This is a genomic window from Pseudomonas sp. R11-23-07 (assembly GCF_003852295.1).
Taxonomy (GTDB): Bacteria; Pseudomonadota; Gammaproteobacteria; order Pseudomonadales; family Pseudomonadaceae; genus Aquipseudomonas.
This window is the reverse complement of the sequence record NZ_CP027761.1, coordinates 1,323,939-1,345,464: the sequence shown is the minus strand read 5'-3', so window position 1 is coordinate 1,345,464 and position 21,526 is coordinate 1,323,939. Positions and strand designations below refer to the sequence as shown.

Annotated in this window: 30 protein-coding genes; 4 read left to right on the top strand and 26 right to left on the bottom strand. The window is 59.5% G+C overall.

Going from position 1 to position 21,526, the window contains the following annotated elements; all coding sequences use genetic code 11:
• Nucleotides 1-3: 3 nt before the first annotated feature.
• The 3 genes from C4J84_RS05950 to C4J84_RS05940 form a co-directional block, all read right to left on the bottom strand.
• Entirely contained in the window at nucleotides 4-366 is a 363-nt protein-coding gene (locus tag C4J84_RS05950; protein WP_003189051.1) for a diacylglycerol kinase, read from the bottom strand.
• A gap of 75 nt (nucleotides 367-441) precedes the next feature.
• Nucleotides 442-1,092 carry a response regulator transcription factor ErdR gene (gene erdR / locus C4J84_RS05945; RefSeq protein WP_124361551.1) on the bottom strand — a complete coding sequence of 217 codons (651 nt, stop codon included), beginning with the start codon at nucleotides 1,090-1,092 and terminating at the stop codon, nucleotides 442-444.
• Nucleotides 1,093-1,343: 251 nt separating this feature from the next.
• Nucleotides 1,344-2,063 carry a tRNA-uridine aminocarboxypropyltransferase gene (locus C4J84_RS05940; protein ID WP_124369835.1) on the bottom strand — a complete coding sequence of 240 codons (720 nt, stop codon included), beginning with the start codon at nucleotides 2,061-2,063 and terminating at the stop codon, nucleotides 1,344-1,346.
• Nucleotides 2,064-2,241: 178 nt separating this feature from the next.
• On the opposite strand from C4J84_RS05940, the gene C4J84_RS05935 reads away from it, so the two are divergent.
• Together C4J84_RS05935 and C4J84_RS05930 are read left to right on the top strand one after the other, a co-directional pair.
• Nucleotides 2,242-2,676 (top strand): PA3611 family quorum-sensing-regulated virulence factor, encoded by a 435-nt coding sequence (locus tag C4J84_RS05935; RefSeq protein ID WP_124369834.1) that lies wholly within the window; start codon nucleotides 2,242-2,244, stop codon nucleotides 2,674-2,676.
• Between the two features lie 285 nt (nucleotides 2,677-2,961).
• Entirely contained in the window at nucleotides 2,962-4,074 is a 1,113-nt protein-coding gene (locus tag C4J84_RS05930; protein WP_124369833.1) for a TIGR00730 family Rossman fold protein, read from the top strand.
• A 60-nt stretch (nucleotides 4,075-4,134) separates the two neighbouring features.
• On the opposite strand, the gene recX is transcribed toward C4J84_RS05930, so the two are convergent.
• The 23 genes from recX to C4J84_RS05820 form a co-directional block, all read right to left on the bottom strand.
• Nucleotides 4,135-4,602 (bottom strand): recombination regulator RecX, encoded by a 468-nt coding sequence (gene recX / locus C4J84_RS05925; RefSeq protein ID WP_124366036.1) that lies wholly within the window; start codon nucleotides 4,600-4,602, stop codon nucleotides 4,135-4,137.
• An 8-nt stretch (nucleotides 4,603-4,610) separates the two neighbouring features.
• Nucleotides 4,611-5,669 (bottom strand): recombinase RecA, encoded by a 1,059-nt coding sequence (gene recA, locus C4J84_RS05920; RefSeq protein WP_005785454.1) that lies wholly within the window; start codon nucleotides 5,667-5,669, stop codon nucleotides 4,611-4,613.
• 83 nt (nucleotides 5,670-5,752) lie between these two features.
• Entirely contained in the window at nucleotides 5,753-6,253 is a 501-nt protein-coding gene (locus C4J84_RS05915) for a CinA family protein (RefSeq protein ID WP_124366035.1), read from the bottom strand.
• 81 nt (nucleotides 6,254-6,334) lie between these two features.
• Nucleotides 6,335-6,829 (bottom strand): lysis system i-spanin subunit Rz, encoded by a 495-nt coding sequence (locus C4J84_RS05910; RefSeq protein WP_124369832.1) that lies wholly within the window; start codon nucleotides 6,827-6,829, stop codon nucleotides 6,335-6,337.
• A complete protein-coding gene (locus C4J84_RS05905; RefSeq protein ID WP_124369831.1) occupies nucleotides 6,817-7,374 on the bottom strand; it encodes a glycoside hydrolase family 19 protein in 558 nt (185 codons plus the stop codon). Before C4J84_RS05905 ends, C4J84_RS05910 begins: the two co-directional genes overlap by 13 nt.
• A gap of 23 nt (nucleotides 7,375-7,397) precedes the next feature.
• Nucleotides 7,398-8,399, bottom strand: coding sequence for a contractile injection system protein, VgrG/Pvc8 family (locus C4J84_RS05900; protein ID WP_124369830.1), 1,002 nt, complete (start codon nucleotides 8,397-8,399; stop codon nucleotides 7,398-7,400).
• Between the two features lie 9 nt (nucleotides 8,400-8,408).
• Nucleotides 8,409-8,621: a tail protein X gene (locus C4J84_RS05895; protein WP_124361542.1), complete on the bottom strand. Its 213-nt coding sequence runs from the start codon at nucleotides 8,619-8,621 to the stop codon at nucleotides 8,409-8,411.
• Entirely contained in the window at nucleotides 8,614-8,997 is a 384-nt protein-coding gene (locus tag C4J84_RS05890; RefSeq protein ID WP_124369829.1) for a phage tail protein, read from the bottom strand. Before C4J84_RS05890 ends, C4J84_RS05895 begins: the two co-directional genes overlap by 8 nt.
• Complete coding sequence (locus C4J84_RS05885) at nucleotides 8,997-11,216, bottom strand: phage tail tape measure protein (RefSeq protein WP_124369828.1); 2,220 nt, start codon at nucleotides 11,214-11,216, stop codon at nucleotides 8,997-8,999. Before C4J84_RS05885 ends, C4J84_RS05890 begins: the two co-directional genes overlap by 1 nt.
• Before the next feature lie 128 nt (nucleotides 11,217-11,344).
• Entirely contained in the window at nucleotides 11,345-11,926 is a 582-nt protein-coding gene (locus C4J84_RS05880) for a phage tail assembly protein (protein ID WP_124361539.1), read from the bottom strand.
• A 52-nt stretch (nucleotides 11,927-11,978) separates the two neighbouring features.
• Entirely contained in the window at nucleotides 11,979-12,485 is a 507-nt protein-coding gene (locus C4J84_RS05875) for a phage major tail tube protein (RefSeq protein ID WP_124366028.1), read from the bottom strand.
• Nucleotides 12,485-13,651 (bottom strand): phage tail protein, encoded by a 1,167-nt coding sequence (locus tag C4J84_RS05870; RefSeq protein WP_124366027.1) that lies wholly within the window; start codon nucleotides 13,649-13,651, stop codon nucleotides 12,485-12,487. The genes C4J84_RS05875 and C4J84_RS05870 overlap by 1 nt, the downstream gene beginning before the upstream one ends.
• Before the next feature lie 2 nt (nucleotides 13,652-13,653).
• Nucleotides 13,654-13,827 (bottom strand): hypothetical protein, encoded by a 174-nt coding sequence (locus tag C4J84_RS26220; protein ID WP_164487812.1) that lies wholly within the window; start codon nucleotides 13,825-13,827, stop codon nucleotides 13,654-13,656.
• An 88-nt stretch (nucleotides 13,828-13,915) separates the two neighbouring features.
• Nucleotides 13,916-14,218, bottom strand: a complete 303-nt coding sequence (locus tag C4J84_RS05865; protein WP_164487764.1) for a hypothetical protein — start codon at nucleotides 14,216-14,218, stop codon at nucleotides 13,916-13,918.
• A gap of 2 nt (nucleotides 14,219-14,220) precedes the next feature.
• Nucleotides 14,221-15,003 (bottom strand): phage tail protein, encoded by a 783-nt coding sequence (locus C4J84_RS05860; RefSeq protein ID WP_124369826.1) that lies wholly within the window; start codon nucleotides 15,001-15,003, stop codon nucleotides 14,221-14,223.
• A gap of 48 nt (nucleotides 15,004-15,051) precedes the next feature.
• Nucleotides 15,052-15,582: a hypothetical protein gene (locus C4J84_RS05855; protein WP_124435061.1), complete on the bottom strand. Its 531-nt coding sequence runs from the start codon at nucleotides 15,580-15,582 to the stop codon at nucleotides 15,052-15,054.
• On the bottom strand, nucleotides 15,579-16,217 hold the full coding sequence (locus C4J84_RS05850; RefSeq protein WP_124369824.1) for a phage tail protein I: 639 nt from the start codon (nucleotides 16,215-16,217) through the stop codon (nucleotides 15,579-15,581). The genes C4J84_RS05855 and C4J84_RS05850 overlap by 4 nt, the downstream gene beginning before the upstream one ends.
• A complete protein-coding gene (locus C4J84_RS05845; protein WP_124369823.1) occupies nucleotides 16,214-17,209 on the bottom strand; it encodes a baseplate J/gp47 family protein in 996 nt (331 codons plus the stop codon). Before C4J84_RS05845 ends, C4J84_RS05850 begins: the two co-directional genes overlap by 4 nt.
• The gene (locus C4J84_RS05840) at nucleotides 17,206-17,538 is read right to left on the bottom strand and encodes a phage baseplate protein (protein WP_124361531.1); all 333 of its coding nucleotides are present in this window, start codon (nucleotides 17,536-17,538) and stop codon (nucleotides 17,206-17,208) included. The genes C4J84_RS05845 and C4J84_RS05840 overlap by 4 nt, the downstream gene beginning before the upstream one ends.
• A 12-nt stretch (nucleotides 17,539-17,550) precedes the next feature.
• Nucleotides 17,551-18,159 (bottom strand): phage baseplate assembly protein V, encoded by a 609-nt coding sequence (locus C4J84_RS05835; RefSeq protein ID WP_124369822.1) that lies wholly within the window; start codon nucleotides 18,157-18,159, stop codon nucleotides 17,551-17,553.
• Between the two features lie 3 nt (nucleotides 18,160-18,162).
• Complete coding sequence (locus C4J84_RS05830; protein WP_124369821.1) at nucleotides 18,163-18,678, bottom strand: hypothetical protein; 516 nt, start codon at nucleotides 18,676-18,678, stop codon at nucleotides 18,163-18,165.
• Nucleotides 18,679-18,697: 19 nt separating this feature from the next.
• Complete coding sequence (locus C4J84_RS05825; RefSeq protein ID WP_124357270.1) at nucleotides 18,698-19,036, bottom strand: phage holin family protein; 339 nt, start codon at nucleotides 19,034-19,036, stop codon at nucleotides 18,698-18,700.
• Between the two features lie 590 nt (nucleotides 19,037-19,626).
• The gene (locus tag C4J84_RS05820; RefSeq protein WP_124361528.1) at nucleotides 19,627-20,361 is read right to left on the bottom strand and encodes an XRE family transcriptional regulator; all 735 of its coding nucleotides are present in this window, start codon (nucleotides 20,359-20,361) and stop codon (nucleotides 19,627-19,629) included.
• Between the two features lie 263 nt (nucleotides 20,362-20,624).
• On the opposite strand from C4J84_RS05820, the gene C4J84_RS05815 reads away from it, so the two are divergent.
• Together C4J84_RS05815 and C4J84_RS05810 are read left to right on the top strand one after the other, a co-directional pair.
• Nucleotides 20,625-21,113 carry a Panacea domain-containing protein gene (locus C4J84_RS05815; RefSeq protein ID WP_124366018.1) on the top strand — a complete coding sequence of 163 codons (489 nt, stop codon included), beginning with the start codon at nucleotides 20,625-20,627 and terminating at the stop codon, nucleotides 21,111-21,113.
• Nucleotides 21,106-21,477, top strand: a complete 372-nt coding sequence (locus C4J84_RS05810) for a hypothetical protein (protein ID WP_124366017.1) — start codon at nucleotides 21,106-21,108, stop codon at nucleotides 21,475-21,477. Before C4J84_RS05815 ends, C4J84_RS05810 begins: the two co-directional genes overlap by 8 nt.
• The last annotated feature ends 49 nt before the right edge of the window (nucleotides 21,478-21,526 follow it).

The window sequence follows — 21,526 nt, the reverse complement described above, 5'->3', positions numbered from 1 at the left end:
TCGTTAGATCAGAATGACCGCCCACACCAGCGTGATCATGGTCAAGGCCACGAACTGCGCGGCGCTGCCCATGTCCTTGGCGTTTTTCGACAGCGGGTGGCGGTCCAGGGAAATGCGGTCGATCGCCGCTTCCACCGCAGAATTGAGCAATTCGACGATCAGCGCCAGCAGGCACACGGCAATCAGCAACGCCCGTTCGACGCGGCTGACCTGCAGGAAAAAACTCAACGGAATCAGGATGACGTTCAGCAGTACCAACTGGCGGAACGCCGCCTCGCCGGTGAAAGCCGCGCGCAGGCCATCCAGGGAATAGCCCCCTGCGTTGAAGATACGTTTGATACCGGTTTGACCCTTGAAAGGCGACATAGATGTAGGCAACTGAACCAAAGAAGTGGGGAAGCTAGATCACGCAAAGTCAAAAAAGCGTGAACCGGTTGTAACTTAATGCTGCGAAATTGACTCAAGTTGTTGCAAGAGCAACGCCGCCTGGGTGCGCGTTCGCACCCCCAACTTGCGGAAAATCGCCGTGACGTGGGCCTTGATGGTCGCTTCCGACACGCTCAGCTCGTAGGCAATCTGCTTGTTCAACAAGCCCTCGCAGACCATGGTCAATACGCGGAACTGCTGGGGCGTCAAACTGGCCAAGCCATCACGGGCCGCCTTGGCTTCCTCGGACACGTTGATTTCTTCAAACGCTTGCGGTGGCCAGGACACATCACCGTCCAGTACGGCACGCACAGCCTTTTGGATATCTTCCATCGCGCTGGACTTGGGAATGAAGCCGCTGGCGCCGAACTCCTTGGAGCGCACCACCACATCGGCGTCTTCCTGGGCCGAGACCATCACCACGGGAATCTGCGGATATTGCCCGCGCAGCAGCACCAATCCCGAAAAACCATAGGCGCCGGGCATGTTCAGGTCGAGCAGCACCAGGTCCCAGTCGGATTTTTCAGTCAGGCGGGCTTCCAGCTCGGCAATGCTGGCGACTTCGACCAGGCGCACGTCCGGGCCAAGGCCCAGGGTTACGGCCTGATGCAGCGCACTGCGAAACAGCGGGTGGTCATCGGCTATCAGGATTTCGTATGTGGCCATTGATTAAATGATCCTGTTTTTAGGGGAGCCCTGATGGGTTCAGGGTCCGCCAGTACACAAGGCAACAGCCAGGCAGCCATCGCCACGGGGCACGCTCAACGTCAAAAACATGCGAAACAACGTCGAAAAACCAAGCTAGCGCCCCAATCGGCGCCCAGCATGCCCAGCGCAGCCTGGGGGGTCAAGCGCTACGCCCATGGGGATTTTAGCGGGTTACGCGATTAAGGTGCCATCATGCGAACGTCGAGGGGTCAGGCCGCGGGGATATAAGGCGCCAAACGCGTGTGGACACTGTCCGTCGCGTCCAGAGGCAACTGAAACTTGGCGGCCAGATAATGCGTGCTGAATACATCGAGGTAGGCGTCCAGGACTTCGCTGGCGAGCTGATCATCAGCCAACTCCAGACACAGCGCGGCAACCTCGGCGGTGCAGAAATGATCATCACGCTTGGAGCGGCGCAACTTGTAGCGTGACAGCTGCTCCGGCGCCAGGCTCAGCACAGGCAAATGCTCCAGGTAGGGGCTCTTGCGAAACATCTTGCGCGCTTCGCTCCAAGTGCCGTCCAGCAGGATGAACAGTGGGCGCTTGCCCGCCTGCGTATTCACCGCGCTGACCACCCGCTCGGGCGCCACGAATTCGCCGGGGAACACGATGTACGGCTGCCACTGCGGATCGGCCAGCAAGGTGAGCAGGTCCGGATCGACTTCGGTGCGCGACCAGGCGAACGCCGTGGTGTCGTCGATAACGTCGGCGATCAGCCATCCGGTGTTACTGGGCTTCATCGGTTCGACGTCGTGCATCAACAGGCACATGGCAGCGTTGGCCTGAACCGTTGGTCGCCATGCGCACAGGCAATACTCGGGAATCACTCGGCAACCGGTGCACCGCTCGGCACGCGATCCCCGATTAAGGAAAGGCCTGACGGCTCGGGCCAGGCGCTGGGCACGCAAGCGGGAGACGGCGTGGCTCATCGGATGCGCCATACAGACGGGTAAATCGACACGGGGTCACTCAAGAGCAATTGAAGTGGGCGCAGTTTACCAGCGATACGCCTGGCTGTAGTGGCCAGCGCTCACCTATAATTGCGCGCCACTGAACGCACAGCGCAGTGGCTGGTCTATGCACCAGTAACCGAATCAGGAGAGTTTGATGCTGCGTTCCATGCTGCGCCTCGTTGCCCCATCCGTCGCTATTGCGCTGGCCTTGCCTATGGGCGCCCACGCAGCCTCGCTGCTGGAGGCGCAAATGAACCGGAAGCTGCAAAGCGTCGCGACCGAAAGCAACAAGGACCTGCCCCGGGAAATCGATGAGAAAACCTTGGAAGTGGCCTACACCGTTGAAGGCACGCAACTGATCGATCATCTGAGCGTGCAGCCTGACCGCGCCGAACAGATGCGTGCCAATCCCAAGGCGGTGTATTTCCAACTGGGCCGCAGTGTCTGCACCAACCCAGGCTACCGCGAGCTGATGGCGAAGGGCGCGGTCATGCGCTACGAAATTACCGAGAACAAGACCAACCGTCCTGTAGCCTCGGTAAAATTCGCCGAAGCCGACTGCCCGGCTCCGACCAAGAAGAAAAAGTAACCCTGGCTTGCCTTTCGCGCGTGGCTGCCTGGCGACGCGCACTCCCCCCGCTTCCACCACTAACGCCATAACGAGTGACCAATAAGCGGTTGCCAGCCAAGGGTTTTTCGGCCCATGATCGCATCATTCCATCCGCCCGCCCGCAGCAGCATCCACTGCTGTTCTGCAACGTTTTTTCAGGGCAAAAGAGGCCTGCCCTCCTGCGGCAAGCAACGACACATGCAGTGTCGTGGCCCCTGCCGACGCTCGTCGGCTACCCAGGCCCTGTGAAGAAGGAGAAGTTGAATGCCTTATGAATCGAATGACTCCCTGCTCCAGCTTTTTGAACAAAATGGCACCGACCTCACGCAACAGGTGGACGCGCAACTCCAATTGATTGCCCCCAACAGTGCAAATATCCCCTTGTATCGCGACATGATCCTCACCGTTCTGCGCATGGCCCAGGACGACCGCGATCGTTGGAACGCCAAGATCACCTTGCGCGCCATACGTGAGTTGGACCACGCCTTTCGTGTGCTCGAACAGTTCAAGGGGCGGCGCAAGGTGACGGTGTTCGGCTCGGCACGTACTCCGGTGGAAAGCCCCCTGTATGCATTGGCTCGAGAGGTAGGCGCGACGTTGGCGCGTTCCGACCTGATGGTCATCACCGGCGGCGGCGGCGGCATCATGGCTGCGGCGCATGAGGGCGCGGGCCTGGAGCACAGCCTGGGGTTCAACATCACCCTGCCGTTTGAACAACATGCCAATCCGACCATCGACGGCACCGACAACCTGCTGTCCTTCCACTTCTTCTTTACCCGCAAACTGTTTTTCGTCAAGGAAGCCAACGCACTGATCCTGTGCCCAGGTGGTTTCGGCACCCTGGACGAAGCCCTGGAAGTGCTGACCCTGATCCAGACCGGCAAAAGCCCGCTAGTGCCGGTGGTCCTGCTGGACGCACCCGGCGGCGGCTTCTGGCAAGGCGCCCTGGACTTTATCCGCAGCCAGTTGGAGGCTAATCGCTATATCCTGCCGACCGACCTCAAACTCATACGCCTGGTATACAGCGCAGAAGAAGCCGTGGACGAGATCAATCGGTTTTATGCCAATTTCCATTCAACGCGCTGGCTGAAGCGTGAGTTCGTAGTGCGTATGAATCATCCACTCAGTGATCGAGCCCTGGCGCATTTGCAGGATGAGTTTGCCAGCCTGCGGCTGAGCGGAGCATTCCAGCAGCTTGCCTACACAGGCGAAGACCATGACGAGCCAAGGTTCAGTCACCTGACGCGACTGGTCTTCAACTTCAATGGCCGTGACCAGGGGCGATTGCGCGAATTGGTGGATTACATCAACCTGCCAGAAAACTGGGCCCAGGCTCAGGGCGAGACGCAGCAGCGAGTGGCGCCAGAGCCTGCGTGATTTTTGCAGGCGAAAAAAAAGGCCCACTATTTTCATAGTGGGCCTTTCGTTTTGTGGCGTTCAGTCGTCCATGTCCCGACCGCTTAACAAGCGGCTGATCATGTCCATCGAAAACCCGCGATAGCTCAGGAAGCGGCCTTGCTTCGCACGCTCCCTGGCATCAATTGGCAGATGCCCTGAAAACTTGCGGCGCCAAGTCTCTTCCAGCTGCGACTGCCAACTGATACCGCACTCACGCAGGGCGAGGTCGATATCGGCACGTTGCAGGCCGCGCTGGCTCAACTCTTCGCGAATCCGCGCAGGGCCATAACCGGAGCGCGCGCGGTAGGACACAAAGCTTTCGAGGTATCGGGCTTCCGATAGCAGCCCTTCTTCCGTTAAACGGTCGAGGGCCGTTTCGATCATTTCAGGCTCTGCGCCGCGCTGACGCAATTTGCGTGTCAACTCGACTCGACCATGCTCGCGCCGTGCGAGCAGGTCCATTGCAGTGCGCCGAACGGCAACGAGTGTATCCAGTACAACAGTCATCGTTTGCTTCAGATGTCAGTGTCGGCTTCTTCCATCTCGTCAACCGGCTCACGGTTGGCGGCGGCTTTGACGTCTGGCGCAGGGGTCAGCAGCTTGTCGCGAATCTGCTTCTCAAGCGTGGCGGCGATATCCGGGTTGTCTGCCAGGAATTTGGCCGAGTTGGCCTTGCCCTGACCGATCTTGCTGCCGTTGTAGGCATACCATGCACCGGACTTCTCGACAAAACCGTGCAACACGCCCAGGTCGATCATCTCGCCGTTCAGGTAGATGCCTTTGCCATAAAGAATCTGGAATTCTGCCTGACGGAAAGGCGGGGCTACCTTGTTCTTCACGACTTTGACGCGGGTTTCGCTACCGACAACCTCGTCACCTTCCTTCACCGCGCCGGTACGACGGATATCCAGACGAACCGAAGCGTAGAACTTCAGCGCGTTACCACCGGTGGTGGTTTCCGGGCTGCCGAACATCACACCGATTTTCATACGGATCTGGTTGATGAAGATCACCAGGCAGTTGGCGTTCTTGATGTTGCCGGTGATTTTACGCAGCGCCTGGGACATCAGACGGGCTTGCAGGCCCACGTGCATGTCGCCCATTTCGCCTTCGATTTCTGCCTTGGGTACCAGGGCAGCCACGGAGTCGACCACGATCACGTCGATGGCGTTGGAGCGCACCAGCATGTCGGTGATTTCCAGGGCTTGCTCACCGGTGTCTGGCTGGGAAACCAGCAGGTCGTCGACGTTGACGCCCAGCTTGCCGGCGTATTCAGGATCCAGGGCGTGCTCGGCATCGACAAATGCGCAGGTGGCGCCCATTTTCTGAGCCTGGGCGATCACCGACAGGGTCAGGGTGGTTTTACCGGAAGATTCAGGACCGTAGATCTCAACGATACGGCCTTTTGGCAGGCCGCCAATGCCGAGCGCGATATCCAGACCCAGAGAGCCAGTGGAGATAGCCGGGATCGCCTGACGGTCGTGATCGCCCATACGCATTACGGCACCCTTGCCGAATTGACGTTCGATCTGACCCAGGGCCGCAGCCAAGGCTTTCTTCTTGTTGTCGTCCATTAAAGTCCTCACGTAATCAATAAGGCCTGACGGCCAACACCTGTATAAGTAGACAGTATTGTTCCACAAAGATCGAAGATCGCCTACCCCTGATTGTCTATTTCTGCTGCAGCTCGTCGCAACAAGCCCTCCAGCGCGGCTTTTACCGTTTGTCGGCGGACTTCATCGCGGTTACCGGGGAAGTGCGCAAGCTCGGCCGTGACCTCATCGCCCACACCGAACGCCAGCCATACCGTGCCCACCGGCTTGTCCCGCGTACCACCGTCCGGGCCCGCCACGCCGCTGACCGCCACGGCAAACCGTGCCAGGCTTTTTTCCTGTGCCCCTCGCACCATCGCTTCGACCACTTCCTGGCTGACGGCGCCAACTTTGGAAAACAGCTTTTCCGGTACGTTCAATTGCCGGGTCTTCTGTCGGTTGGAATAGGTAACATAGCCCGCCTCGAACCACGCCGAACTGCCCGGTATGCGCGTGATGGCTTCGGCAATACCGCCGCCGGTGCAGGACTCGGCGGTGGTGACATGGGCATTGAGCACCTGCAAACGGCGCCCCAGTTCAGCAGCCAGTTGAGTGATTTCCTTCACGGTCATCTCCAGGAATGGGCGGTGGTTCGCCTACCCTACAGCAGCCCATCGGTCATGCAAGTTGCAGAGTGCATCAAAAGACTAACGCGCGACGGCTCGCACATAGGCCTGGCAGGCACGCAAGGCGATCAGGGCGTTATCGCCGTCGTCGGTGATGCGGATAATTCGCTGAGCATGCGCCGGGTCAAGTCGGGCTCGTGGGGCTGCATGAACCACGCCGCCGGGGGCGGAGGTGGCAGGCACTGTGCAGCCAGTGGCGGCGCTGTCGAGAAGGACTGACAACCGCACATCAGCAGTGGCCAGGCGGTCGCGCAGAGCAGCTTGGTTACGTTGGGCATCGCTCAACTCCTGGGTGTGTTGTTGGTCGCTGGCGTTGAGCTGTTGCTCCAGGGCCAGGCGCTTTTGTTGTTCTGCCTGTTGCTGTTCGAACGCGGCCTGGCGTTGCTGGCTCAGCGCCAGCGCATGACCCGCCGCCTGCCGCTCAAGCTGCGCACCATAGCGCCAGGCCTGCACTTGCCACACCAGCGCAAGCAGCAGGCAAATGCCGACCCAGCGCAACCAGCCTAGGAAACGCATAACACCGCCTTCGCCCGCTCCCACAATTGCACGCGATCCTGCAGGCCGTTCAGGCCGCCGTTGATACGCCGGGTAATGGTGGTGAACTGGTCCTTGTCGGCCAATTCGTTGAGGCCGTTGGTTTGCCAGAACCAGGCGGCGGATTCGCAGGCCCATTGGGGTTGTTCGAGCAGCTGCGGTTGTTGCAGCAGGCGATCATCGTCAAACAGTGCCTGGCTGCACGCCAGGTAGTTGCGCCGTCCCGTGACCTGAATCAGCCCCCTGCCCCGGTACTTCTGCCCATCACCATCCGCCTCCGGGGTATTGCCCAAGCGGGCGGACAGGGTGCCGGTGTCGTACTTGCTGAGGTAGTGATCGCTGCCCAGCTCGCGCACGTAGCGCAATTCGGCGGATTCGTGGCCGATCTGGGCGAGGAAGGCGGCGATGCGTTTGGCACTGCTAATCTCATACCGAACGAAGGCTGCATTTAAAGGGGACAAAAAAATGCCCGCTCGAAGGCGGGCCCCAGGCATCACACCCAGAAGCTGGGCAAGTGTTATCAGCATTGGTTTTTACTCTGAAAAAGTGTCTACACCGACAAACCGCTGGCCTGGATCGTGCACCGATAGCCGTCTGCTCGTTTACCACTGGCCGTCACCTTCTTGATTGACCAGCGCCCCTGCATAAAGCTTGGCCACGACTCGTCCAGCAGCAGCAAGCCTTCAGCGGCCAACGACGGATTACCGGGGCAAACCACATTGATCTGCAGCCCTTCCCGCCCCACACGCCGCATCTCTCCCTGCGCCGCTGAGCGCGCTTCGTCCTCGCTCTGGTAGCGCTGCGTCACCACCTTGAACGGCGCGGTACCTACTTCTACGACGTGCTTTTTGCCGGCCGCCGCATCCCACCAAGACGTTTGCGCGCCGTTGTATTTGGCACGGCTGGCTTCGATGAAGCTGGCGCTGATGAAGGCCCGGTCACCCGGGCGATTGTCACGGGTAACCGACAACCGCACATCCGGCAACGCCTTGCCCGATAGTGACTTGATCTGGCCTTTACGCCCCAGTACATACAGCTCGTCGACAGGCTTGGCCACCGCATCGAAGCGTTTGGCCAGCCTGGTCAGAAAGGCCATGTCGCTTTCATTGGTCTGATCGATGTGCGCGATCTGCTCGCGCTCGAGTTCAGGCGCCACACGCGGCGAAAAACCGTAGCGGCTGGTCAATTGGCGAAACAGTGCGCCCAAGGTTATCGGCCCATGGCTGGCGGTACGGCGCTGCTTGAATTCGTGATCATCGAACGGCGCTGCCGTGGCCACCAGCGCCAAGCGCATCGGGAACAGGGACGGTGTTCGCTGAGTGATCTTGAACACGCCCTTATCCACCAGGCCGGACTCAAGGTACCCCACGCGCAAGCCGATTTTGCCGCCCAGCTCGGGCAACCCTTCAAGGCCCTCGATATCGAGGGTCAACGTGAGCTGGTCGGAGACAAAGCCCGCTGCGTCGACATGCTCCCATTCCAATAGCCGCTCGTTGAACAGCGCAGCATTGGCGCCATACAGCTCCACTACAGGTGTGAATCCAAGTGCCATGATCGCTCCTTAATCCCAGGCTGAAACCGGCCGGCTCGCAGCAGGTTGCGCATCCAATTCGGGCACCAGCACGCTGACGCCTGCCGGCAATACCGCGCCCTTTTCCCCCAGCTCCGGATTCAAGCGCCACAGCGCTTCTTCTGCGGCATCATCACAACGCCCCAGCTCTCGGTAGAGCAGCAGGTTCACCGAGTCGCCAGCGATACTTCGAACCCTACGCATTGACGAACTCCTCCAATACCAGCGACCAACCGATCGCCATCGCCGTACCGTCGTCGATCACGCTGGTTTGCTTTTCGCTGATCGACTTGATGGTCCACAAACCCCAGTTACGCCCCAGGCCGTCCACCAACGGCAACGGTGCCCGCAGGTTTTGCAAGGCGCGCAACTCATCCAGGCGCTGCATGCCCTTGGCACGCGCTGCCTTGCCGCCAAAGGCCAGTGTTTCGAGATCCTGGCCCACTTGGCTGGACTTGGGTTTGCCAGCAATGATGTTCAGGCTGACCCAGCCACCAGTGCTTCCACGATCCAGGGTGTCGTAGGCGAACCCGCGCGACAGCCCGAAAATAAACGTGCCCAACACCATCTGTTGTCGCATCACACAGCTCCATCGGTGAGTGCTGCGCCACGTCGCGTCGCCAGCAGGTTGTCCATCGACAGCGGGGTAAATTGCGCTTCGATCTGTTGCACCACGAGTGTCGCCAATTGCTGATAGCTGGCTTGTTCCGGCGCGTTGATAGTGATTTGCGGGGCAAAATTGATTTGGCGGTTATCGGCTTGAGGGGTATTGAGGTGAGTGCTGACCTCCGTGGGAGACGGCAAGCGATCCTCGGACCCCATCACTTTTTCAGCCAGCCAGGCGCCAACGTCGCTGCCGACGAACGTCCCGACGGCACCGCCGACCACCTTGCCGATGGCACCACCGGCAACGCCGCCCATGACGCCACCCAGCAGCGTGCCGGCACCCGGCACAACCGAACCGATCACCGCCCCCGCCAGCGTACCGACAGCTCGGCCAAGCGCCATGCCGGCGAACTCACCGGCAAAACCACCGGCGACCCCGCCGCCTACCGAGCCCACGCTGGTGCCAACCGCTTCACCCAGATTCCCCGACAGCGCGCCCTTGGTGACATCGACTCCGGCGTTCGCCAGCACCAACCCCAACGCAGCCCCCTTGGCGACTTTGCTGGCCTTCGCCGTTCTGCGCGACCCACCAGCGCCCGGCGCCGAACCCGGCGTGCGTTTGCCTGCAGGTGCGTCGTTACCTCCAGAGTGCTGCGGGCGGGCGGATGAGTCGACGGCACCGCCTTCGCCAAGAATTTTCCCGGCGACCTTTTCAAAGACCTTGTCTTTCACGGCATCGAAAACGCCGGAAATCAACGGCCCCAGCGCAGCACCCGCCAGCGTGACGGCGGCGGTGGCCTGAGGCAGGGCTTCGGCCAACCAACTCACACCATTGACCAAACTGGTCATCGCCGTCAGCGAGGTATCCACAACGGGCGCCAGGGCGGCGTCGGAAGCGGTTTGCAAACGTGTAGTACTGGCCTCGTAGGCCTGCCGACGGGCCTGGGTGGAATCGGCGCGAACCGCTGCCGAACGCAGGAGAGCGCCATGATCCCCCAGCGCCGATGTGGCGTAGCTGGATGTGTCGGCCACTTGCGAAAAGGCCAGCTTCACAGTGTCGATCATCGGCACCAGGCTCAGAATCGCCTGGTTACCGTCGAACAGTTGCGTCGCCAGCGCCGCCTGCCTTTCGGCCGGTTGCGCTTTGAGTGCCTCCAGCACGGTGACCAGAGTCTGCGCAGCATCCTGTTTCATTCCGCCGGACAACACGTCGGGGTCAAGCTTTAGCGCTGCCCAAGCGTTACGCTGCCCAGGGGAAGCGCTGTCGCCTTTAGCCAGGGCAGCACTGATTTTTTCCAGCCCGAGGCCAGCAGCGCCTTTGCTATTACCTGCACTCAGCAACGCCGCCGACAGCGCCGCCGCCTGCGCGGGGCTCATGCCCGCATCCGTCGCGGCAGCACCCTGATGTTGCACGATTGCTGCGATATCCGCCGATTCGGCCTTGAGCGAGACAACATTGCCCAGCACAGTTGTCGCGTCGGCCAAGTCCAGGGTTTGTGCGCGGTCCAGATGCATTGACTCGCGCCAGCCGCCCATGAGGTCGCCGGCATGCTTGACATCGATTTTGAATGCCGTCGCCATGATCGCGGCGTCGCGGGCGAATTGCTGCAGGTCAGCCTGGCGCCCGGCCTGGTCGATATTGCCTGAAGCGTCAACTCGGTCGCTGCCGATACCCGACTTGGCGGCAACGTACTCGACCTTCGCAAGGTCAACGGCGCTTGCGCCACTGGCCGCCACCACAGGCTCCGACGCCATGGCGAGGTTGGCTTCACGCATTGACTTGCGCTCGCGTCCGACGAATTGCAACAGTTGGCCCAGGTCGGTCATCGCGGCATCCAGTGCCTGCGACGGTGTGCCTGCATTGGCCGTCGTGCTGGTAGTGGTATCGCTCGCTCCCGCCGGCTCGGCGTCGGCTTGCCGAGCGTCCATCACCTTGAGCAGCGAGACGTTGAACAGCTCGAGCGTCTCCACGAGCCGGCCCTGGCCTTCGGCCAGATGATTGATCTGCAGGCTGGCATCGGCCAATGCCAATGCCAGGTTCGCAGCACTCCCCGGCACAGCCTCAGCCGGACCCGTCAGCGTTTGCGCGAACGGGTTGAGGCTGGCCTGCCCCCCACCCTGTGCCAGCGAGCCTTGAGTCAGCCAGCCGTCCTTGACGATGGCCGACCCGCCCGCATAGTTACTGTCTGCCATCCCGCTCTACTCCTGTTTGAGCCCAAGGCGACTGATCGCGATGTCATAGCGGCGCATTGCTTTCCCGGCATTCCAATCGAGGATTTCCGCTTCGCTTACCGAGTAAACCAGCGGTACTACATCGAGGATCACTTCGATGTCGCGTTCCGAAAGAAGTCCGCCGGTTTGTTTAAAAAATCGTCGATGCGCCCCTGCAACTCTGTCCAGTCGGGCACGGTGAGTCCGGCGAGATCGGGAATCATCAGGCCGGCGCAATGCGCGGTGATGAACTCGGCACGTTCTTTATTGGTGGGCAGCTTTTTCATCACTTTGGTGGCGCGCAGGGCGGGCATTTCCAGGGTGACGTGGGTGAGCGTGCGGCCGCTGGCCTCAAGGGGCAGCAGCAGCGCGACCTGTTCGCAGGTCAACGATTCGCGTGGCGCATCGGCTTGATCGAGGAAGAACGATGCAGGCTGGGTCGACATCTCGTGTACGTACTGCGCGATGCTGACGTAGTCCGGGCGTTTGAGTTGGTCGAGTTCTTTTTCCGACAGGCCGGTGGCGAGCTTTGCCAGTTCGAAAAACTGGTCATCCTCGTCATCACCGGCGCGTGCCAGGGCTTCTTTTTGTGGCGCGTAGAACAACGGTTTCAGTTGAATCTGCTCGATCACGACGCCGGTGTCGGCGGTGATTGGGGACAGCAGGATGTGTAACGGAGGCATCCAGGCCATGGGGCAATTCCTTGATGGGGTATGGAGGCGAGCTGACCCGCCCCCAGGGGGATTAAGGCATCAGCACGGCGCGGCGCGCGTCGCCGAGAATGTCGACGCCGTTGAGCACGAACTTCTGGGTGCGCACATCGATGTCGATCACCGGAATACCGTTTTCCAGACGGCTGTAGGTGCGGCAGGACAGCTCCAGGGTGGTGACCGGCTTGGCGTTCATCGTCAGCGCGGTTTCGGCCAGAGACTTCAACTTGCCGCCTACGGTGTGGTAGGTGAAGTAGGTCTTGCCGTCCTGGTCCTGGCCGGCTTCGCGCACGTTCAACAGGATGTCATCACCCTGCGTGACGCCAAGCGCGAGCAGAATTTCTGCACCCACCCCTTGCAACACCAGGGTTGCGCCCAGCACCTTGGCGCTTTTGGCCACCTCTTCGGCGATGAAACGCCCGCCGGTCATCGGGTCCATTTCGAACTCGATCTTCGGCGGCGTAAAGGAATCGACCGTGGCCGACAACGGCAGGCCTTGAAGGGTGGCCGCAATGGCCTGTCTGACTCGGTTGGTAAACATTAGAGAACGTCCTCCAGGAACTGCTCGATGATTTCATCGCGGGCGTTGAGTTGATAAACCATGTGTTCGTTCGGCGCGTAGCGGCCGTAGTCAATGACGATGAACCAGGTGCCGTTCTTGTACTTCTCGACGCTGTTCAATTCCGGGTGCAGGTAGACGCTGCCGCCAGGGATGGTTTCGTCGGCAACCAGGGTTTGCAGCCAGTCATTGATGCGTTTGACCTCCTGGTCCATGAAGGACTTGGTGAGGTTCTTGGCCATGGCCTTCTGGCCGGCCTTGACCAGCTTGCGGCTGATGGCGTCTTCGAGGCCGACGTAGCTGATGAACTTGCCGGTGATGGAACGGTTACCCAGCAGCGAGAAACCGCCGAGCACCGTGCGGGCGTAGTAGCTCACGCCGTAACGGTTGAGCAGGTCGCCTTCGGTGGAGGTGTCGAGGATGTTGTACTCGACGACGCGGGAAACGTCTTCGGCGAAGGTCACCTGATTACCTGGGCTTTCCCATTGCTTGACCTTGGCAAGCGCGGCGATGGCCAACGAGGACGGCGACAGGAACACGTTCTTTTTCGCGGCCTTGGAATACACCGACGGCATGTTGTGCACCAACAGGCAACGGTCGAAGCCGAGGTCCGCGCCGCCCAGTTCGCCGCTGTAGGTCACTTGATCGGCAACCGAAGCGTCCTTGCCATCCAGCACCACACGGGCCTTGATGCGCTTGCCGAAGGAGGCGAACTCGCCGGCCACAGCCTTGGTGCCGGTAAAGCCCGGGGCGCCGATGATGGTCAGGTCTTCAGGCACGCTGCCCAGGGCAGCCAGGCCGAGTTTGCGGCCGGTGACGGGGTCGTTGCCGCCGATCACATTGTTGACCGTGTCGGCCGGGGTGGCGCCTTCTTCGACGATGACCACATAGACCGGCACCTTCACCACTTTGAGGATCTGGTACACCGCTTGGAACAGCGTGCCCGACTCGGTACCGGTAGGGTCCAGCAGCGCCTGGGTGGTAAAGCTGTTGATGCGGAACGGGGCGTTTTTCGGGATCGATGCATGGGCGTTGGGGGCAGTGCCTACCAGGCCGATGACGTTATCACCCAGGCCACCCATGGCCTCGGGGGATTCGGTGGCATTCACGGTGATGCCGTTGTGCTCGAAGTTCAAAACCTCAGCCATGATTAGTCAGCCTTCTTGGGGGTGGAGTTGAGGACGCTGGTCAGTTCCAGGCGGCCGGCGGTGCGCAGGGCGGATGCTTCGACGTCCAGCAATTCAAGCTCCTCGCCAGCGATGGACCAGTGGCCGTTACCGATGGGGAAAGGGATGAGGACGGTGTAGGTTTGGCGGGTGGGCATGGGTAGGATTCTCCGGGTGAGAAACGCCAAAGCCCCTGCGGGGAGGGGCTTTGGGAGGGCGAAAAAAAAACCGCTTTCGCGGTGGTGGTCAGATGCGGTCGGGCAAGGGATACGACGCCTTGATTTCGGCGACTTTATCGCGCCATGCCTTTTCTTTTTCTGGGGTTTCGTCGTATTGCCATTCCAGAAACAGAGGATCGGCCTGGGTAGCGTAAAGAGTACGACGTGCAGTAATAGCCTCCTCCAGCTTTGCAGCGCTCTCAGCTTCCTTGCAAAGCTCCTCGGCGCGAGACTCGCTAAATCCAAGCGAAATCAATGTTGGACGGTCCAAAGGAACATTGATAAGTGTTTCACCCGAGCCCAGTAGCAGCTTTTTGATAGTGCGGGCCATGGTCATACTCCTTTCACTGCATAGCGTTTATCATTATCCAATGTATAAGCAGTGTTACTTTCAGGATATGTATCACCCAGCTCTGGGGCTGCCATCACGAACGGCTTTACCTTCCAAGAAATCTCGTACTCAGGAGTAACTGCCCGACTAAGCTCGACTTCCTCATCTATACGACTAAACTTCACCGGTTCTTGAAAGCTTTTAGTTACAAGATAACTTAAGCCACCACGTAAATAGCACCCAGACTCTTGTGGAGAGGTGGTTAAAACACCTGGTGTCAAGTTAAGCCAAATCGGCTTCAGCCCCGTAACCGGACGAACGAAGGACAGCATTGCAAACTGCGCTCTACGAACAGTTTCTCGATAGGTTTGAGAGACTCGTTTTATCGCCAAAAAATTCGCATCGCCGTTCCAAGGAATACCACAGCCTTCCATTTGAAGATTTAAACCAGCAACGTGAGGTTCAAAATTGTTATTAAACGGGTTCAACTCATGGTTTTGCGCATAGTTTCTGGAAATGATTATTTCCGAAATCCCTTGTTCATTACCTGGCATACGCCACCAAACCGGATAGAAAATTTCGGTGGATAGGCCGGTGAGATCAATTATTTGCGAATAAGATGCACGACCGTTGATATCCTTAGCCTGCACGCTACTTCGCCAAATCGTAAACTGGCTCGATGCAGCATCTACCTGCGCATCAATCTTGCCAATCTGATTGGTGACCGTTTCCGTCAGCTTATTACATGCATCCACAACCTTCGTGATAGTCGTTTCAATTCCCATCATTAACTCCCTGTCAATTTAGTCTTTCCAGCGTTTTTGTAAGCGGCCCTACTGTGCTTCCAACTGCATGACCCTAAACATCAAATCAACGTGCCGCGACATATTGCCAACCGAAGCCGCCGCCATAATTGCGATCTCCTCAGCCAACAACACATTCAAGTTTTCATTCCCCACCACAATCGTCACGCTATCCGCCGGCAACGGCGAAATATCCAGTGTGAACTTCTGCAGTACCCGCGCCGCCGCTGCTTTATACGTCAGCAACTTCCCTTCCACGGAATACACCGCCAGCAAGGTTCCACTGGCGAGGTAAAAACCGAACTCGCCAATCTCATACTCACCGTCGCCGTCAAACAGCGCGGCCATCCTGAGTTGGCGCTCGCCCAGGTCTTCGTAATCCACGATGGCGACCCGTTGGCGCTCATCGCGCAAGGCCACTTCTGTACCGTCTGGGTTGTAGCGACCAGTACCGGCGCCGATGTGGGTGATTTCGGCTTTGAGGCCCTGATTCTTTGCCTGCAGCACTTCATCCAAACCCTTGAAGGTGAAGCGCACCAGGCGCGTGATTTCATCTGTCATGGCTGCGCCCTGAGGTCGTAGTCGTTAATGGTGTAGTGCCGGGCAACGCCGACACTGTTAAGTCGAGCAACCAACGCCAACTCCGGCAGCGCGCCGTTTAAATACAGCTCGCCGTCGCTTAGCGGGGCATGAAGGACCTGCGTCAACGCAAGCCGACCTTCGGTTTCGTGAACAACCGTAATCGTCGCCTGATCCCGCTCGCTTTTGGCTGCGTTGATGCGGCGGATGAGCCGGTTGTGGTCGCCACTGGACCAACTGCGCCCAATGATCGCCTGCACGTCGAAGGTATAGGGCGTACCGATTGGCCGCTGCTGATACCAGGCGCTGATGTTGGGGGTGAATCCCAGTGACTCCACCGCATAGCTCAGCGCCTTGGGTGTGCCGGCCTGGCGCTGGATCTGCCAGGACAAGGCCACGGTCAGGCGCTTTTCCGATTCGCTGGCGTCGGCATCCCATTCGCTGACCCCGCGGTCGGCGGCCAGGTAAGGAAGAAATTCGCTGGGGGTTTGCAGTGGGTTCATCAACGCCGGAAACGGCGGCGTGACTCGCTCGAGCAACTGGCCGAAGCCCAAGTCCAGGGCTTTTTCCAGCGGTGAACTGTTGGCCGGCAACAAACTCGCGTCAGATTCACTCATAGCGTACGCACCTCCACCTCGACACCCGTGCAATACGGGGCCTGGAACGCGCTGCTGACAATCGGCGCCAGCGGTTCGAGGATTTGCAGTTGCGCCGCCCCTGCGCTGTGGATGGCGTAATCGATCCAGCTGGGGTCGACGCGTCCTTCCAGGCGATGACAGGAGTCCGCGTAAGTCTGCAGCAATTGCTGCGCCGCCACTTGGGTCAGGCCCGAGTCCGGGCCGGCGTTGATTTTGGCGATGACGCGAATCTTGTAGGGTTGAATTTGTGCGCCCTGGACGGTGACGAGATCGGTTTCCGGCCGTACATCCGGCCGTGCGAAATGTCGGCGTACACCGTCAAGCAAATCGGCAGAGGGGGTACCGTCGCCCTCACGAGACAACACGGTGACCATCACCTCGCCGGGCGCGGTGCGACGGCCATTGCCGTCCTTGACCTGTGCCGCATAGCCGTCCGGGTCGAAGGTGTAGTTGACAGTCACCACGCCCGGCGAGGCGCTCTGTACCTTGACCGTGGGTCGCTCGCCGAGGGTGAACACTTCGCGGCGATACTGCATCCGCGAGCCGGCAGCCGGGGCATGGGGCGCTAGGTAATAACGCAAGCGAGCATCGTCGTCGCTTTCCAGGGTCGGCGGCACGGGCGGGAAGGCCGCCGGGTCACCGGGATCGAGCACCTGGCGTTCAAGGCCCATGTCAGCCAAGCGCGCATCCAGATTACTGCCGGTGGCCCACCACGCCAGCATCTGCTTGATGCGTGCATTGTATTTGCGCTCATGGGTTTGCAGGCGCACGCAGAAGGCCTCGAGCGCCAACGTCAGCAGTTCACTTTCGTTGTCGAGGCTGACCTCGAGTTTGGCCGCGCTTTGCGGCGCACGGGTGGCAACGTAATCGACCACGAACGCCTTGAATTCGGCGAGCAGCGGCTCGAACTCATCGACTGCAATAATCGCCGGCTCGGCCAGTTGGTTCTGGCCAGGGATCAGCATGCTCATGTCACGACCTCGAAGGATTGTTGGCGGTTTTTCCAGGTACCGGCAAAGCGCAGCAGCAGCCCGGCGCCCTGGCGGGTGGCGACGATGACCTCGGGCTGGAAATCGCCGATGCCGTTCTGCGCGTTGTAAAACGCCTGGGCGGCATGGCTTTGAGCGAGCAGCAGCAGGTCATCGCCAAGGTTCTGCCCGAGCAGTTGCGGGATCAGCGAGCCATACAGCGGACGCTTCTGCCGCGTGCCGACGGGTGTGGTCAGCGCTCGGGTGGCGCGCTGCACGAATTGCAGCCAGTCATCGACGGCTGCCCCGGTATTGCGATCGATGCCGATCATGGAATGTCCTTATCAGGGGCTGATGACTCGACCTTGGTGGTCTATCACCGGGCCGCTGAAGTGAGCGCCGCCGGCATCCAGTAACAGTGCGGTGCCGCCGATTTGCAGGATGATGCCCTGCGGGCTGAGGGTCAGACTGGCGGCGCCGACCTTGACGTCGACCTGTTCGCGGGAAGCGCTGAGCATCGTCGGCCCGTTGACCCAGTTAAACGTATGACTGGCGTCGTCGTAGTCGCTCTGCGTGCCGTCCTGATGGCGTCGCCGGGTCAAGGAGGGCACAGTGGAAACAGGCGGAAAGAGACTACTGTTGAGGCCGAACAGCGCCACAGACTGTGAGCCCCCTTCCCCACCGCCGTAGTTGAGCAGCAGGCATTGCTCGCCCACGGATGGAATACGGGTTTCGGTTTGCGCACCGGCGCTGGGGTTGAAGAAGCGGATGGCCGGCGTGAGCAACTCGCCGTGGCTGACCCTGCAGGTATTGCTGGCGGCGTCGACCTGTTGGCAAATGCCAATTCGGCAGAAGCTTTCAGCGCGTCGGTAGAGGTCTTCGAGTTGGGCCTCCATCTCCGCCAGGCGCTCGACAATCGGCCCCAGTTGCATGCGTAACAGCGTGTCGAACATGGGCTACTCCGCCAAGGGCTTGTATTGATCGGGGTCATCGATGTCCAAGACGTCCCAGGTAGAGGCAAACAGCGGTTGGCCTGTAGGATCATCGAGCAACATCGGTCCGAGGTAGAGGGTTTGAGTGAAGGACACTGTCCAGGTGTCATAGTCCGTGGCTGCGGTTGCACGCCCGGAGGGAGCGGCGACGATATTGGTTGGCAAATCGCACTGGGACTGGGGCAGGCTCCAACGGTTGTCCAGCACCAAGTCCATCAACTGGCTGGCCAGGTCGCAGGCATCGAACGGCAAGGCGCCGGGGGCAACCATGACGGTGAGCGAAATGGCCAGGGCATGGGCCTTGCGGCCTTCGCGAGAGCGGATGCCAGGGCCACTGCCTTCAACGGTGACCATCACGCCGGTTTTTTCTGCGTCGCTCTGGAAGTCCTGGTGGCTGCCGACCCTGAGGTCGGGGAAGGCTGCATGCAGCGCCACGCCGATAGCCTGGGGGAGTTGGGATGGCTTTTCGATAAGGGTCATTTGAGTAGCGTCCTTGCGGTTACTGCGGGTCCTGACGGGAACCTTCATTGATCCCGATGCGCTTGGCCGCCCAGCGCTCATAAAGGCCGATGGCCACGTCGGCACCGGCCATGGCGGTCAGGCAACCAATGGCGCCGGCGGTCCAGATGGACATACCGGCGGCGTAGCACAGCATCAGGGCCGAAACCCCGCAGACCATGCACGCCCCGGAGCGGAGCGCCAGGCGCCGAATCAGCGACCAGCCGCGGGCGCCCTCCTTGTCGGCGCGCCACATTTCGCCGGACACCCCGCCGATCAACGCCAATATAATCACCAGCCAGATAGGCATTTCCGCTAACGCTTGTTGTTCGTTTGTCATGTCACGCCTCCTGGCTGAGCACTGAATAGTCCGTTTTTCAATTACACATACTTCGATAGGTAGGCATTCCAAAAAGCCCGGTTGCCCAGGCTTTTCAGTAATGCTGTCTGCGGACTTTCGGCGCTACTGGCGCGGTACGGTCCTTTCCTCAATGTTTTTCCGACCACGATCCCTGTCTGCCGGATAACTGCTTCTGGTGCTTTACGCTGCACACCCGGGTCAGTTGCCAACCCTCTGAACCGTTAAGGCCGGTTCATCGCTGCCTGTTTTTGAAGCGCTACCACTAAAGAGCGTCGGCATCCTTGCCGGTGTTGCCTGGCATCCTTGCCATCGCTTCGATGGCGTCCTTGCCGGTGTTACGTGCCTTCCTTGTCTTCCTTGGCAGCATCCTTGCCGCCTCCACCAGGCCTTGTTGGCTGGCTTGAGGTGAAGAATATGCATGTATGCATATACAGTCAATGCACAAATGCATTTATTTTTGCCAAACGGATGCGCTCATGCATGAAAAGCCTGACGGGCAGAGGGTTTGCCGGTTTTCTGCAGACGAAAAAAAGCCCGCTCGTTGGCGGGCTTTGCCTTACGTAAGTAGGTCAGCGGGCATACATGCCCCACCAGAACACATGGCCGAGGATGCTGATCTGCTCATCCTGGATATCCTGAAAGCTGTAGTCCTCGTCCGGATGCTCGTCACGATTGAAACTGCGCAGACGAATCCCGGACGGCAGGCGGTAGAGCTGTTTCACCCGCAGCTGGCCATTATGATTGATGGCATACAGGTCACCATCGACGATGTCGCCAATCCCGCTCTTGCCGGCATTCACCCCCACCGTCGCGCCATCGCGCAGCACCGGCAACATGCTGTTGCCACGTACCGTCACGCATTTGGCCTGGTCGAACTGCACGCCGTTATGCCGCAGGCTGCGCTTTCCAAAGCGCAGGCTGGCCTTCTCGCTTTCCTCGATGACGAATCTTCCTGATCCAGCAGCCAATTCAACCTCACGCAGAAAGGGGATCGACACCTCGTCATCATTAACGGGGGTGTCGTCGTCCCACAGGCTTATGTCCTTGAGTTCCGAATGCATCGGGTCGCGCCCGTCATCACGCAAGGTACCTACCGCTGCGCGTCCGCGCAGGTGGTCGGTGCTGACGCGGAAGTATTCGGCGATGCGTGAGATGTGTTTGTCCGACGGATCAACGATCTTGCCGCTGAGGATCCGGGACAGGGTGGATTGAGGCACGCCAGTGCGCCGATGAAGCTCCGTGGGGGAGATTCGGTCGCGATCCAGCAGCTCTTTCAAGACGATAGAAACGTTGCGTTTTTGCATAACCGGAATAGTGACGAGAGTTTTTGCGGATGGCAAATGCTAATTTGCATATTTATGCATTAAACAAGCTGATTAGGCGAATCTGAAACAAAATACTGTATATACGAACAGTCAAACAGCCTCTATCATTCCGTGCGACTTCATATACTCGCAGGCGACCAGATGTAAAAAGGGCGCAGATTGACAGCCGCCCTTGCTTATCGACAATTCAGGGCCTATGTATAAACTCTGTAACAACCTAGCCAGCAACGACGGAGGTGCTCATGGCTTATTCAGCTCTAGCTGTCGCTAACGCCTTCATTGAACGCGCGAAGGAAGGCAAGCTTTCAGGCCTGACGCCGATGAAGCTGCAAAAGCTGCTGTTCTATACCCAGTCCTGGCATCTGCGCGAGCGGGATCAACCGCTTATGGATGACCACTTTGCCCGCTGGCAATATGGCCCGGTCATTCCATCGCTTTACCATGAGTTGAAATCCTACGGCAGCCGTCCCGTGACTTCGCTGCTCAGCAATTTGAAGCCCGACGACGAAGACATTGTCTTTGTTACACCGAGGGTTCCTGAGAGCGATACCTACACCCATCGTTTGATTGACCGGATCATTAACAAATACGGCAAATGGTCCGGCACTCAACTGTCCAACCTTTCCCACGAGGACGGCACAGCCTGGGCCCTCAAGGGCGCCGACGGTTCCGCCATTGACTGGGAAGACATGGCAGCACTCATTCACCCAAAGAGCCGCATCCGTGAGTGAAGAACTCGACAACCTGGAACTCACCCTGCCCCCCATGGCGGGGCCTGACCAGGACTCCCAAGCCGGTGGCGAGCAAGCCATAGGCACCGACGATGAAAGAAACCAGAATCTGAAAGACCAGAAGGCCGAAAGGCAGCTGCGCAAGAAATATGCGGGGCGCGCCTTTTGGTTTGCTGCCTGCGGCGTGATCTTCTGGGCGGTCCTCCTCGTGTGGAATGGCTGGTCGACGTATTACTCCGGTAAAGCGCCGTTCTCGGATAACGTGTTAATGGCCATCACCACCGCAACTTCGATCAATCTGTTTGCGGCTTTCCTGGGTGTTATCAGAGGTTTGTTTCCTGCCAGCGGTCGCAGGGCAAAGTAAAGCCTCTACAGACGGCACTTCGTGCACCTTTAATGCATAGCCGCTTTTC

Excerpts from the sequence above, each read along its gene's own strand:
- C4J84_RS05950 (WP_003189051.1), bottom strand. The coding sequence starts at position 366 with ATGTCGCCTTTCAAGGGTCAAACCGGTATCAAACGTATCTTCAACGCA.
- erdR (WP_124361551.1), bottom strand. The coding sequence starts at position 1,092 with ATGGCCACATACGAAATCCTGATAGCCGATGACCACCCGCTGTTTCGC.
- C4J84_RS05940 (WP_124369835.1), bottom strand. The coding sequence starts at position 2,063 with ATGAGCCACGCCGTCTCCCGCTTGCGTGCCCAGCGCCTGGCCCGAGCC.
- C4J84_RS05935 (WP_124369834.1), top strand. The coding sequence starts at position 2,242 with ATGCTGCGTTCCATGCTGCGCCTCGTTGCCCCATCCGTCGCTATTGCG.
- C4J84_RS05930 (WP_124369833.1), top strand. The coding sequence starts at position 2,962 with ATGCCTTATGAATCGAATGACTCCCTGCTCCAGCTTTTTGAACAAAAT.
- recX (WP_124366036.1), bottom strand. The coding sequence starts at position 4,602 with ATGACTGTTGTACTGGATACACTCGTTGCCGTTCGGCGCACTGCAATG.
- recA (WP_005785454.1), bottom strand. The coding sequence starts at position 5,669 with ATGGACGACAACAAGAAGAAAGCCTTGGCTGCGGCCCTGGGTCAGATC.
- C4J84_RS05910 (WP_124369832.1), bottom strand. The coding sequence starts at position 6,829 with ATGCGTTTCCTAGGCTGGTTGCGCTGGGTCGGCATTTGCCTGCTGCTT.
- C4J84_RS05905 (WP_124369831.1), bottom strand. The coding sequence starts at position 7,374 with ATGCTGATAACACTTGCCCAGCTTCTGGGTGTGATGCCTGGGGCCCGC.
- C4J84_RS05900 (WP_124369830.1), bottom strand. The coding sequence starts at position 8,399 with ATGGCACTTGGATTCACACCTGTAGTGGAGCTGTATGGCGCCAATGCT.
- C4J84_RS05895 (WP_124361542.1), bottom strand. The coding sequence starts at position 8,621 with ATGCGTAGGGTTCGAAGTATCGCTGGCGACTCGGTGAACCTGCTGCTC.
- C4J84_RS05890 (WP_124369829.1), bottom strand. The coding sequence starts at position 8,997 with ATGCGACAACAGATGGTGTTGGGCACGTTTATTTTCGGGCTGTCGCGC.
- C4J84_RS05885 (WP_124369828.1), bottom strand. The coding sequence starts at position 11,216 with ATGGCAGACAGTAACTATGCGGGCGGGTCGGCCATCGTCAAGGACGGC.
- C4J84_RS05880 (WP_124361539.1), bottom strand. The coding sequence starts at position 11,926 with ATGGCCTGGATGCCTCCGTTACACATCCTGCTGTCCCCAATCACCGCC.
- C4J84_RS05875 (WP_124366028.1), bottom strand. The coding sequence starts at position 12,485 with ATGTTTACCAACCGAGTCAGACAGGCCATTGCGGCCACCCTTCAAGGC.
- C4J84_RS05870 (WP_124366027.1), bottom strand. The coding sequence starts at position 13,651 with ATGGCTGAGGTTTTGAACTTCGAGCACAACGGCATCACCGTGAATGCC.
- C4J84_RS26220 (WP_164487812.1), bottom strand. The coding sequence starts at position 13,827 with ATGCCCACCCGCCAAACCTACACCGTCCTCATCCCTTTCCCCATCGGT.
- C4J84_RS05865 (WP_164487764.1), bottom strand. The coding sequence starts at position 14,218 with ATGGCCCGCACTATCAAAAAGCTGCTACTGGGCTCGGGTGAAACACTT.
- C4J84_RS05860 (WP_124369826.1), bottom strand. The coding sequence starts at position 15,003 with ATGGGAATTGAAACGACTATCACGAAGGTTGTGGATGCATGTAATAAG.
- C4J84_RS05855 (WP_124435061.1), bottom strand. The coding sequence starts at position 15,582 with ATGACAGATGAAATCACGCGCCTGGTGCGCTTCACCTTCAAGGGTTTG.
- C4J84_RS05850 (WP_124369824.1), bottom strand. The coding sequence starts at position 16,217 with ATGAGTGAATCTGACGCGAGTTTGTTGCCGGCCAACAGTTCACCGCTG.
- C4J84_RS05845 (WP_124369823.1), bottom strand. The coding sequence starts at position 17,209 with ATGAGCATGCTGATCCCTGGCCAGAACCAACTGGCCGAGCCGGCGATT.
- C4J84_RS05840 (WP_124361531.1), bottom strand. The coding sequence starts at position 17,538 with ATGATCGGCATCGATCGCAATACCGGGGCAGCCGTCGATGACTGGCTG.
- C4J84_RS05835 (WP_124369822.1), bottom strand. The coding sequence starts at position 18,159 with ATGTTCGACACGCTGTTACGCATGCAACTGGGGCCGATTGTCGAGCGC.
- C4J84_RS05830 (WP_124369821.1), bottom strand. The coding sequence starts at position 18,678 with ATGACCCTTATCGAAAAGCCATCCCAACTCCCCCAGGCTATCGGCGTG.
- C4J84_RS05825 (WP_124357270.1), bottom strand. The coding sequence starts at position 19,036 with ATGACAAACGAACAACAAGCGTTAGCGGAAATGCCTATCTGGCTGGTG.
- C4J84_RS05820 (WP_124361528.1), bottom strand. The coding sequence starts at position 20,361 with ATGCAAAAACGCAACGTTTCTATCGTCTTGAAAGAGCTGCTGGATCGC.
- C4J84_RS05815 (WP_124366018.1), top strand. The coding sequence starts at position 20,625 with ATGGCTTATTCAGCTCTAGCTGTCGCTAACGCCTTCATTGAACGCGCG.